Source organism: Roseovarius gaetbuli, assembly GCF_900172365.1.
Taxonomy (GTDB): Bacteria; Pseudomonadota; Alphaproteobacteria; order Rhodobacterales; family Rhodobacteraceae; genus Roseovarius; species Roseovarius gaetbuli.
Genome location: NZ_FWFJ01000070.1, coordinates 1 through 10,886 on the forward strand (window position 1 = coordinate 1; position 10,886 = coordinate 10,886).

The window sequence follows — 10,886 nt, forward strand, 5'->3', positions numbered from 1 at the left end:
TGCCGGTGTCATATTGCATGATCGTACCCTCAGAAAAATGAGCCTCCGACCCGGCTGCGGCTCATTTTTCTGAGGGTACGATCATAAAGCGATTCTTTCACGCTGAAGCGGGTCCGACTGGAAGTCGGAGGGTTTGCTCCACGGCGTGGATACTAAATTCCTCGATAGATCTTTTGATATCTGGGTGCCGAACGAGCACCGCAGCGCCAGCAAGGCAACCGATCAGGGCGTGGCCCCTGGCCGACCCGCGCCCGCGCCAGAGCCGTCGGCGTTTTTCCTTGAAGGTGATCAGGCCACCCTCGCCAAACCCACAACAGACGAAGATTACCGCACGCTCAAGGGGGCGGTTGCATCATTTTGTTCTGGAAAAGCTCAATCTTGCCGTAACTGATCAGGTCTCTGCGACCAACCTGCGCCGCGAAGTGGCGGCGCTTGTCGCCGACGAGCTTAAGAACGAACAGCAGCAGCTTAGCTCGGAGGCGTTCAAAACCCTGATTGACGAGCTGATCGACGAGGTTCTTGGCCTTGGCCCGCTAGAGCCACTTTTGGCCGATCCTTCCATTTCGGATATTCTCGTGAATGGCCCGGACACCGTCTATGTCGAACGCGGCGGCATGCTTGAGCGTGTCGCTGTCAGCTTTTCCAGCGAACGCCACCTTTTGCGGATCATTGACAAGATCGTGTCGCGCATCGGGCGCCGGATTGATGAATCACAACCCTGGGTCGATGCCCGCCTTGAAGACGGCAGCCGGGTGAACGCCATCATCAAGCCCTGCGCCATTGATGGGGCCTCGCTCTCTATTCGTAAATTCTCGCGCAGGCCTCTGACGCTGAACAAGCTGGTTGATCATGGCGCCCTTAGCAAAAACGCGATGCGCTTTTTTCGCGCGGTGGTTCAGGCGCGCCTGAATGTGCTTATTTCAGGCGGAACAGGCTCTGGTAAAGCAACAATGCTCAACGCTATGTCGTCCTTCATCGACGAGCGTCAGCGGATCGTGACCATCGAGGATGCCGCGGAACTTCAGCTTCAGCAGGATCACGTTGTCCGCCTTGAAACCCGCCCACCCAATGCCGATGGTGCAGGGGCCATTGCCCAGCGCGACCTTGTCAAGAACGCCCTTCGGATGCGCCCGGACCGTATCGTCATCGGCGAGGTCCGCGTATCCGAGGCATTTGACATGCTTCAGGCCATGAACACCGGGCATGACGGATCCATGACCACGATCCACGCATATACCGCGCGCGATGCCCTGTCGCGTCTTGAACAGATGGTGTCGATGATCGGCGGCGATTTTCCCCTAAACGCCATTCGCGGCCAGATCGGGGCCGACATCAACCTTGTGGTACAGCTTAACCGCCTGAGCGACGGGTCACGGCGCGTGATGTCGATCTCTGAGATCACCGGTCTTGAGGGCGACAAGATCATGATGCAGGACATCTTTGTTTTTGAACGTCAGGGTCGCGCCGAAGATGGCACCATCAAAGGCGTGTTCAAGGCCACCGGAATCCGCCCGGCGCAGAAAACAACCTTGCTGAACTCAATCCCAATCTATGGCACCCTGCCCGCGAAAATGCGGCAGGCCGGGATGACAATGATGCCGCTTGTTTTCCTGACATTCTGTGCCGCGGTTGCCTTTGCCCTTTTCTGTCTTGCGATCATGGTTGTCGGTGTGACCAACGGCAATATCATCGCCGTTCTGTCGGGTACGGTCATCGCGATGAGCGTCATCAACATCATCCGTAAAAAGCATGTCGAGAAGTTCTCGCAGCTGCTTCCCGATGCGCTTGACCTGATGATGCACGGCCTTCGTGTGGGCCATCCGCTCAACGTTACCATCACCAATGCCGCCGATAACATGCCCGACCCATTCGGAACCGAATTTCGAATCATGGCCGATCAGATCACCGCGCCGGATTATTATTCGTCGGTAAGTGATGATCCGCTGTTCATGCCCATTGCCATCGCGATTGCGGTCTTTGCCACGGCCAACCTGGTGATCCTGCGCAACCTCGTGAATTTCCGGATTTGAGGGGGTAGATATCATGATGGAATTCAACCTATCGTTCACCGACGCACTGGACGTCATGTTGCCGCTGGCCATTGCCTTTGGCACGCTTTGCGCGTTCTTTGGCCTTTACGGCGCCTTCTACTCCAATGACATGGCCGCAACGCGGATGTGCCACACGGCGCGCGCCCGTGGCGGCAAATCACAGCGCCGCCGCCTGATGAAAACCCCCGATGCGTGCCGGTTGGTCTTCTCAAGGCGCTTGTGTCCGACGATCAGGTGATGCGTACGCAAATCCCGCTTCAGCTTGAGAAGGCCAGATTTACCGGGCCGCAGTCGGTGCGCAACTTTTACCTGTTCCGCCTGATGCTGGCGCTTACGGTGCCGACCATCGCGGTTCTGCTTGTCTCGATCCGCGCCTTTTTTGGCGTCACGCCAGAGGTCGACGAATTCCTCAACAGCCTGCGCATCCTTCAAATCCTTGCCGTATCCACCGCAATCGGGTTTCACACGCCGACCATGTGGCTTATCCGAAAGATCAAGCAACGCCGTCGCGAGATCGAAGAAGGCTTTCCAAACGCCATGGACCTGTTGCAGATTTCCTCGGAGGCCGGGCTTGGCTTTGACGCGGCAATGACCAAGGTCGGTCAGGAAATCGCCCGCGTATCGCCGGTGATCAGCGACGAATTTCTGCAGGTGCAGACCGAGGTTCTTGCCGGACGCGAACGCTCTGACGCACTTGGCCAGATGGCCATTCGCATGGACCTGGCAGAGGCGCATTCTTTCGTGAACGTGATTATCCAGTCGATGCAATGCGGCAGATCGATCAGCGAAGCGCTCAAGTCCTATGCCGAGGAAATGCGCGAAACCAATGCACAGGAAAAGGCCAACAAGCTTCCGGTGAAAATGTCGGCGGTGATGGCGAGCCTGATGTTGCCGACCCTGTTCATGATCACACTTGGGCCCATCATCATCCGCTATATCCGCGTTTTCGGCGACAAAAGCCCGTAATCGGCACAGGGTCGTCAAGTATTCTGCGTCAGGGCGTTCATTCCGGGACGGTTTTGATATATCCTGAAATTACAGACACTTTGTAAACGATTTGCAGGAATACCCCGATGAGCGAACCCGACCGTCGACGTATCGTATCCTCTCGCCATCTGGCCGAAGGTGAGGGCTGGGAAACGTCTGAATTCGAATATGGGTTGATCATAGCCTATAACGCCTTCAGCCGCTGGATGCAGAAATGCATGAACGCCGCCGGAATGCCGGAGCTAAGCTCGCTTGAGATTCTGGTGCTACATAACGTCAACCACCGGGATCGCGAAAAGCGGCTGGCGGATATCGGGTTCATGCTCAACATCGAAGACAGCCACACGATCAACTATGCGCTCCGCAAATTGCTCAAGCTGGGGCTTGTGGCGTCGGAAAAGCGCGGCAAGGAAGTGTTTTACCGCACCTCTGACACCGGTGCCGAGCTTTGCGATCTCTACCGCAAGGTGCGCAAGGAATGCTTTTTGAACGGCCTGCCCCGTACCGGGATTTCCGGCGCCGAGCTTGCCGAGATTGCATCGACCCTGCGTACCATGTCGGGCCAGTATGATCAGGCCAGCCGCGCCGCCTCATCTCTTTAAGATCGCGCTCTAATTTCCCATCGCGTTCGGCAGAACCGTGACGATCGACGGGAACACCGTGATCAATAGCGCGCCCAGAAGCAGCAGGAAAAAGAACGGCATCGCCGCCGCCGCAACCCGCAGGATATTGATGCCCGTGAGCCCCTGAATGACAAACAGGTTAAAGCCGACAGGCGGGGTGATCTGGCTCATCTCAACCACAAGCACAAGGTAGATGCCAAACCAAAGCGGGTCTATTCCGGCGGCTTCGACCATGGGCAGGATGATCGAGGTGGTCAGCACCACAACCGAAATCCCGTCCAGAAAACAGCCCAAGATGACAAAGAACACCGTCAACGCCGCCAAAAGAGCGTAGGGCGACAAGTCAAACCCGCCGATCCACGTGGCGAGGTTGCGCGGGATGCCGGTAAAGCCCATCGAGATCGACAGGAACGCCGCGCCCATCAGGATAAAGGCGATCATGCAGGAGGTCTTGGTCGCCGACAAAAGCGCATCCTTGAATTCGGCCAAGCCAAACCCCCCGGTCGACATCGCCAGCACAACAGACAGGACAACGCCAAGCGCGGCCGCATCGGTCGGCGAGGCAACGCCCGAGTAGATCGAGCCGATAACACCGCTGATCAGCAACAAAACCGGGATAAGCCTGCGCGACGCGCGCAGCTTTTCGCCGAACGAATAGGTGCCATCAAGCGCCGGAATGCTCGCCGGGTTCATGATCGCCTTGAGGGCGACATAGCCAATGAACAGGCCGACAAGCATCAGACCGGGCAGAACCCCGGCCACGAACAGCCGCGCGATGGATTGCTCTGTCGCCACGCCATAAACGATCAGGATGATCGACGGCGGGATCAACAAGCCAAGCGTCGCGGAACCGGCAAGCGTGCCAAGGATAAGTTTTTCGGGATAGCCCCGCTCGGTCAGTTCCGGCACCGACATCCGCCCGATGGTGGCGGCGGTGGCGGCGGATGATCCCGAAACCGCCGCGAAAATCGCACAGCCAAGGATATTGACGTGCAACAACCGCCCCGGCATCCGCCCAAGCCAGGGGGCAAGGCCGGTAAACATGTCCTGGCTCAGGCGGGACCGTAACAATATCTCGCCCATCAGAATGAAAAGCGGCAAGGCCGCCAGCGGCCAGCTATGGCTATGCCCCCAGAGGGTGGTGGCAAGCACCTGCCCGGCGGGCGGATTGGCAAAGAATACCAGCGCGACAAAGGCCATCAAGGTGAGTGACAGCGCCACCCACATGCCCATCGCCAACAGCACCAGCAAGACAGAGAGCAGGACCGTGAAAACCATCGGGTCAGACATGGGTTATTCCGATCCTGAATCGATCAGCACCGGCGCGCGGGCGATCAGAGCTTCGATCAAAGTGTCGATCAAGGCGATTGTCAAAAGGCCAAGCCCCGCAACCATCGCCGTTTGTGGTATCCAGAGCGGGATCGCGATGATGCCGGTGGACATATCGCCATACTCGATACTCTCGGCCATCAACGCCCCGGCGTACCAGGTGGCATAGCCGGTGATCGCGATGCCAAGCGTGAGAACGACAAGCTCGAACACCCATTTCGGGCCGTCGGCCAGTTTTTGAACGAAGAGGTTGACGCGGATATGGCTTCCGCTGCGCAGGGTATAGGCCAGCGCCATGAACGACGCAGTCGAAAGCATGTAACCGGCGAAATCCGCATAAGAGGGAATGGTAAAAGACAGGTCCGGCCCGCCAAGGCGCGCCAGAATGTTCAGAACAACCTGCGCTGAAACCACAAGGCAGATGCCAAGAATGGACAGAGCCGCAATAGCCCCGGCAATTTGATAAAGTCGATCAAGGAGTTGCCGCATAACCGTGGCTCCTGCTGGTATTGATCCGGGGAATAGTTGACGGCACAGCACTGCTATCTAGCCGCGCTGTGCCTGTCGGTCTTATTTCTGGTAAGCGTCCAGAATGGCCATCGCGCTATCACTCGCGTTCGCCTTCCAGTTCTCAAGCATGGTAGCGCCAATTGCCTCAAGTCCGGCCGTAAGGTCGTCGGACGGGCGCACGATCGTCACGCCATTATCCGCCATCACCTTGGTTTTCTCGGCCGCTTCGGCGCGTGACATATCCCAGCCGCGCGTTTCGGCCGCCGCTGCCGCATCCATGACTGCCGATTGTGCCTCGGGCGACAGCTTGTCAAAGACGCGCTTGTTCACGACGACGATGTTCTTGGGCAGCCACGCGTCGATGGGGGAATAGTGGCTCAGGAAATCCCAGGCCTTGGAATTGGCGCCGGTCGAGGGCGAGGTGATCATCGCCTGAACCTGACCCGTGGCAAAGGCCTGCGGGATGTCAGAGGCCTCAATCTGCACCGGGGCGGCCTTGGCGGCGGCCGCGAATTCTTCGAGCGAGGCGTTGTAGGCGCGGAACCGCAGACCGGCCAGATCGTCGACGGTCTTGATCTCGCCATTGGTGTAAAGCCCCTGCGCGGGCCACGGCACCGAGAACAGCGGCATCAGGCCTTCGGCGGCCATCAACTCGGAAATGACGGGCTTCTGCGCCGCCCAGAGTTTGGCGGCATCCTCGTAATTAGTGGCCAGGAACGGCTGGCTGTCGAGGCCATAGGCAAGATCCTCGTTCGAGAGGCGCGACAGGAAAAACTCGCCAATCGGAACCTGACGCGAGCGAACCGCATTCTTGATTTCGGGATGCGGAAACAGCGATCCGGCGGAATGCACCGTGATCGTTAGCTCACCATTTGTGGCCGCCTCTACATCCTTGGCAAACTGTTGGATATTGACGGTGTGAAAGGTGCTATCGCCATAAGGCGTGGGCATGTCCCAGCTCTCGGCGAGGGCCGGTGTCGCTATGGCAATGGTTGCGGCAAAAAATGCAGCATGAACTACCTTCATTGGATTTATCTCCCGTTGGTTCGCATCTTAACGATGCCTTTTTGAATGTATTACGTTGACAATTTATCATCGTTTTGCAATTGTGACAAGCGATATGATCAAGGTGAATAACGGTGACCGCTCAAAGCAACGGCTCAGAAAATTACCCCAGACTGCAGACCGTTGGCATCGACGGCTTGTTGATCACCTTTGCCGACCGCCTTTCCGATGGCGCCAATCGCGCGGCATTGGCGTTTCGGGCCATGATAGCGACTGCCAAGATCGAGGGCATCAAAGAGACCACGACGTCGCTTGCCTCGACCTTCGTGCTTTTCGACCCAGTGAAATCCGACCTCGAACACATCCGCGCAGCGCTTTTGACCCTGCTTGAAGGCACCGATTGGTCCGATGTGCCGCTGCCGCAGGGGCGGCGCCTCTGGCATGTGCCCGCCGCCTTTGGGGGCACACGCGGGCCGCAACTTGACGAGGCCGCGAAACTGGCAGGTATCGACCGGGATCAGGCGATAGAGGAGATGACAAGCACCCGCGTGCGGGTTCTGACCATCGGTTTTGCCCCGGGTCAGCCCTATCTCGGCACTCTGCCCGCCCATTGGAATATTCCGCGTCAATCCGGCCTGACCAAACAGGTGCCGAATGGCGCCATCGCCGTGGCGATCCGACAGCTGGTCTTGTTCACCGCCGCAACGCCGACCGGCTGGCGGATGATCGGGCAAACCGCCTTTCGCGGCTTTCGACCGGATCAAGAGGCGCCGTTCACCCTTGGCGTAGGCGACGAAATCCTGTTTTCGTCGATTTCCGAGGAAGAACTTGATCACGTTGAGCACACCGACCAGACCGGGCTTGGTGGCGCGTCATTCGAGGTGATCCCATGAGTGCCGCCCTGATCGTACGCCGCGCAGGCCCCGCCATGACGGTTCAGGATCTGGGGCGTCCCGGTCAGCTTGTTTATGGGCTGGCAGAGGGCGGTGCCGCAGACAGGGTTGCGCTTGTTGAAGGGGCCGCATTGCTTGGCCAGCCGCTTGGGCTTGCGGCGATTGAAATGGCTGGCATGGGCGGCGAATTCGAGGCGACCCACGATATCCGCATCGCCCTTACCGGTGCACCAATGAAGGCCGACCTTGATGGCGCGGCCCTGGTCTGGAACGCCAGCCACCTCATGGGTGCCGGGCAACGCCTTACAATCGGCGCGGCAAGTTCTGGCAATTACGGCTATCTGCATGTAGGGGGCGGAATCGACACCAAACCCTTTATCGGAAGCCGCGCCGCCCATCTCACAGGCGGGATAGGCGAGCGCATTCAAAGCGGTGATCACCTGCCGGTTGGCGAGGATCGACACACTGAGAACACCGGCAACGTTCTGCCACCGCAAGACCGCTTTTCCGGTGGAACAGTCACTGTTTTACCAAGCGTTCATACCGCTCATTTCCCCGATGACGTGCGCGTGCGCTTCGAGGAAACTGAGTTTCAGCGCACCCCACGTGGCAACCGTCAGGGCGCCGAGCTTGCCTTCGACGGCGCACCGTTTTCGACCGGTGAACAACTCACGATCCTGTCGGAATGCATGACCGTCGGCGACATTCAGATGACCGGCGATGGCCAGCCTTTCGTGTTGCTGCCCGAATGCCAGACGGTTGGCGGCTATCCCCGCATCGGTACGGTCACGCCCGGCGACCTTCCCAAGGTGGCGCAGGCGACGCCCGGCACCCCCCTGCGGTTCACCTTCGTGACCCACGAACAGGCCGTCGCGGCGTACCGACCCCTTGAAACCCTCCGGGCCGAAATGGCACGCTTGGTACAACCTCTGATCCGCGACCCGCACCGCATGCATGATCTGCTAAGCTATCAGCTTATCAGCGGGGCGATCACCGGGTGGGAAGATATATAGGACAGACAGCAATGGCACGAACCGTCGATCTTAACGCCGATATGGGCGAATCCTTTGGCGACTGGACCATGGGCAACGACGCGGCTCTTTTGGATGTGGTCACCTCGGCCAACATCGCCTGTGGCTTTCATGCCGGCGATCCCGATGTCATGGCGCGCACCATACGGCTGGCGCATGACAAGGGCGTCGGCATCGGTGCGCATCCGGGATTTGCCGACCTTCAGGGGTTTGGCCGCCGCCGGATATCCCTTGCGCCTGACAGCCTTCGCAACATGATCCAGTATCAATTGGGCGCCTCGCTTGCGATGGCCCGCGCCGCCGGATCTCAGGTCAGGCATTTCAAACTGCACGGCGCGCTGTCGAACATGGCAAGCGAGGATGCCGACCTAGCGCGAATCTGTTACCGGGCCGCACTGGATGTTGCGCCGGATATTACGATTCTGGTGCTTGCCGCCACCCCGATGCAGCAGGTCGCAGAGGATCTCGGCTGTAACTGGGCCGGAGAGATTTTCGCCGACCGCGCCTATAACGACGATGCCACGCTGGTCGACCGCAAGCTGCCAGGTGCGGTTATTCATGATGCAAAGATCGCGGCCGAGCGCATCCTTGCGATGGTCAGCGAAAACGCGATCATCGCCGAAAGCGGCAAACGGATCGCAACCCGCGTCGACACGATCTGCGTGCACGGCGACACCACCGAAGCACTTCAAATCGCACGCGCAGTACGAAGCAAACTTGAAACCAACGGCGTGCCCCTGGCACGGCTTGGCAAGCCCTAAGAGGAATTGGCTGGTGACCCCGGCAGGAAGGGAGGCAAGGAGAGAGAGAAATCCTTATATGATTGATTTCCATGATTCTTTGTGCATTTACTCCACAAAATTTGTCACACATTACGGTAAGAAACGTGAAGACGAAGAACCATCACATGATTAGGCGCGGAGATCGCTGGCCCTTCAAGGTACGCATTCCAACAGATGTGCAAGAGTCCTATGATGCGCGGGCGTCCAAGTTCATCGAGCAGTCCCTCAAGATCAGTGATGCAACAGCTGCAAGAAAACTCCGTGATGCCAACCGATGATGACTATCTGCGGATAATGGATGCCATCAGAAGAACTCGAAAGCGCAGGCTGTGGCCGACAATCATTTGTAAGCGTTTCCTGGCCCGCACCTTCCCAATTCTCACCTGACCTGAGATTTCGCACCTGACGGAGATTAGGGCAGGAGTTTCGCGATGGCGACTACGGTGGGGTTTCTCAGGGGCTACGGTGTGGACATACGGACCAATGGTCAGCGACGCTGGCCGGATGAGGTCAAGGCGCGGATCGTGGCTGAGAGCTTGAAGCCCGGGGCGACGGTGAACGGGGTTTCTGCGCGGTATGGGCTTCGGGCAAACCATCTGCCGGAATGGCGCAGTCGGGCGCGTGACGGCAGGTTGGTTTCACCCGCAGTTGAAGAGGCCGACTTTTGTTTTGCGCCGATCGTGGTGTCGGATGATGGCGGCGATGCTCCTGTGCCAGCAGTGTCTGCACCGCTTACCAAGTCTGACGCGGCATCCGCTGACCCTATCGAGATTGAGATCGGCCAAGTGACAATCAGGCTCGATGGCACCACCAGTTCGGACCGGATTGCCGAGATCGTGCGGGCAATTGGGGCACGGCCATGATGTTCCCGTCAAACCGCGTGCGGGTTTTGGTCTCGACGCAGCCCGTGGACTTCAGGAAAGGTCATGGTGGCCTGGCTGCAATTGTGTCATCGGTGCTGCGCAAGGATCCATTCACGGGCACGGTGTTTGTGTTCCGGTCGCGCAGGGCGGATCGGCTGAAGCTGCTTTACTGGGACGGCACCGGACTGGTGATGGCTTACAAGCGGCTGGAGGAGGCAACCTTCACCTGGCCTGCGATCAAGGACGGGGTGATGGCGCTGAACCACGCTCAGTTTGAGGCCCTGTTTGCCGGTCTGGACTGGCGTAAGGTTAACGCCTTGGAGACGCGCCCACCTGCTGCGGCAGAATGAAACAACCGTATTTTTTTGCGTGATTTTACTGTGGGTTTTTGGTGGTTCTGGCCTATGCAGACTGCCGCGTCACTTGATCTTTCCGCTATCCCGGCTGCGCAACGCGCGGCGGTTCTGGCGTTGATGGAAAAGGTGGCGGCGCTCACAGAAATCACCCAACGGCAAGAGCACCTGATCGCCGAGTTGAACCATGCCCTGCATGGCAAACGGTCGGAAAAGCTGACCGAGGATGAGCGGCAGCTGGCCTTCGAGGACTTGTCTATCGCACTTGCTGAGGTCGAGGCAGAGAAGGAACATCTGGCTGCCAAAACGGATGACAAGACGGCAGCCAAACCGGGAGTATCCGAAACTCTGTGTATGAGGCTTAGCCCATGCGTTTGAAACGGATCATTTGTTGAACCGTTCTGGGTATAGGATAGCGAACTGGTTGCGGGCGGCAACCCATTCCCTGACGCAGTGGCC

14 protein-coding genes are annotated in these 10,886 nt (G+C 58.5%); 11 read left to right on the plus strand and 3 right to left on the minus strand.

Features of this window, described 5'->3' with window-relative positions:
* Positions 1–347: 347 nt before the first annotated feature.
* The 4 genes from ROG8370_RS18815 to ROG8370_RS18830 all read left to right on the plus strand — a co-directional run bounded on the left by ROG8370_RS18815 (position 348) and on the right by ROG8370_RS18830 (position 3,640).
* A complete protein-coding gene (locus ROG8370_RS18815) occupies positions 348–2,030 on the plus strand; it encodes a TadA family conjugal transfer-associated ATPase (RefSeq protein ID WP_245827529.1) in 1,683 nt (560 codons plus the stop codon).
* Positions 2,031–2,043: 13 nt separating this feature from the next.
* Complete coding sequence (locus ROG8370_RS18820; protein ID WP_085828676.1) at positions 2,044–2,289, plus strand: hypothetical protein; 246 nt, start codon at positions 2,044–2,046, stop codon at positions 2,287–2,289.
* On the plus strand, positions 2,289–3,017 hold the full coding sequence (locus ROG8370_RS18825) for a type II secretion system F family protein (protein ID WP_139838226.1): 729 nt from the start codon (positions 2,289–2,291) through the stop codon (positions 3,015–3,017). The genes ROG8370_RS18820 and ROG8370_RS18825 overlap by 1 nt, the downstream gene beginning before the upstream one ends.
* Before the next feature lie 107 nt (positions 3,018–3,124).
* Complete coding sequence (locus ROG8370_RS18830; protein WP_085828678.1) at positions 3,125–3,640, plus strand: winged helix DNA-binding protein; 516 nt, start codon at positions 3,125–3,127, stop codon at positions 3,638–3,640.
* A gap of 9 nt (positions 3,641–3,649) precedes the next feature.
* On the opposite strand, the gene ROG8370_RS18835 is transcribed toward ROG8370_RS18830, so the two are convergent.
* From ROG8370_RS18835 to ROG8370_RS18845, 3 genes are all read right to left on the minus strand, one after another.
* Positions 3,650–4,951, minus strand: coding sequence for a TRAP transporter large permease (locus tag ROG8370_RS18835; protein ID WP_085828679.1), 1,302 nt, complete (start codon positions 4,949–4,951; stop codon positions 3,650–3,652).
* A gap of 3 nt (positions 4,952–4,954) precedes the next feature.
* Entirely contained in the window at positions 4,955–5,479 is a 525-nt protein-coding gene (locus ROG8370_RS18840; protein ID WP_085828680.1) for a TRAP transporter small permease, read from the minus strand.
* A gap of 81 nt (positions 5,480–5,560) precedes the next feature.
* Positions 5,561–6,526, minus strand: a complete 966-nt coding sequence (locus ROG8370_RS18845) for a TRAP transporter substrate-binding protein (RefSeq protein WP_085828681.1) — start codon at positions 6,524–6,526, stop codon at positions 5,561–5,563.
* Positions 6,527–6,639: 113 nt separating this feature from the next.
* Here ROG8370_RS18845 and ROG8370_RS18850 point away from each other — a divergent pair, with 113 nt between their 5' ends.
* From ROG8370_RS18850 to ROG8370_RS18875, 7 genes are all read left to right on the plus strand, one after another.
* Positions 6,640–7,398 carry a 5-oxoprolinase subunit B family protein gene (locus ROG8370_RS18850; protein ID WP_085828682.1) on the plus strand — a complete coding sequence of 253 codons (759 nt, stop codon included), beginning with the start codon at positions 6,640–6,642 and terminating at the stop codon, positions 7,396–7,398.
* Positions 7,395–8,411 (plus strand): 5-oxoprolinase subunit C family protein, encoded by a 1,017-nt coding sequence (locus ROG8370_RS18855; RefSeq protein WP_085828684.1) that lies wholly within the window; start codon positions 7,395–7,397, stop codon positions 8,409–8,411. The genes ROG8370_RS18850 and ROG8370_RS18855 overlap by 4 nt, the downstream gene beginning before the upstream one ends.
* An 11-nt stretch (positions 8,412–8,422) precedes the next feature.
* Positions 8,423–9,190 (plus strand): LamB/YcsF family protein, encoded by a 768-nt coding sequence (locus ROG8370_RS18860; RefSeq protein ID WP_085828685.1) that lies wholly within the window; start codon positions 8,423–8,425, stop codon positions 9,188–9,190.
* 146 nt (positions 9,191–9,336) lie between these two features.
* Positions 9,337–9,489, plus strand: a complete 153-nt coding sequence (locus ROG8370_RS21515; protein ID WP_370738353.1) for a DUF6538 domain-containing protein — start codon at positions 9,337–9,339, stop codon at positions 9,487–9,489.
* Between the two features lie 153 nt (positions 9,490–9,642).
* Positions 9,643–10,074 (plus strand): IS66-like element accessory protein TnpA, encoded by a 432-nt coding sequence (gene tnpA, locus ROG8370_RS18865; RefSeq protein ID WP_085828686.1) that lies wholly within the window; start codon positions 9,643–9,645, stop codon positions 10,072–10,074.
* The gene (tnpB, locus tag ROG8370_RS18870; RefSeq protein WP_085828687.1) at positions 10,071–10,424 is read left to right on the plus strand and encodes an IS66 family insertion sequence element accessory protein TnpB; all 354 of its coding nucleotides are present in this window, start codon (positions 10,071–10,073) and stop codon (positions 10,422–10,424) included. Before tnpA ends, tnpB begins: the two co-directional genes overlap by 4 nt.
* A 54-nt stretch (positions 10,425–10,478) precedes the next feature.
* Positions 10,479–10,805, plus strand: coding sequence for an IS66 family transposase (locus ROG8370_RS18875; RefSeq protein WP_245827531.1), 327 nt, complete (start codon positions 10,479–10,481; stop codon positions 10,803–10,805).
* The last annotated feature ends 81 nt before the right edge of the window (positions 10,806–10,886 follow it).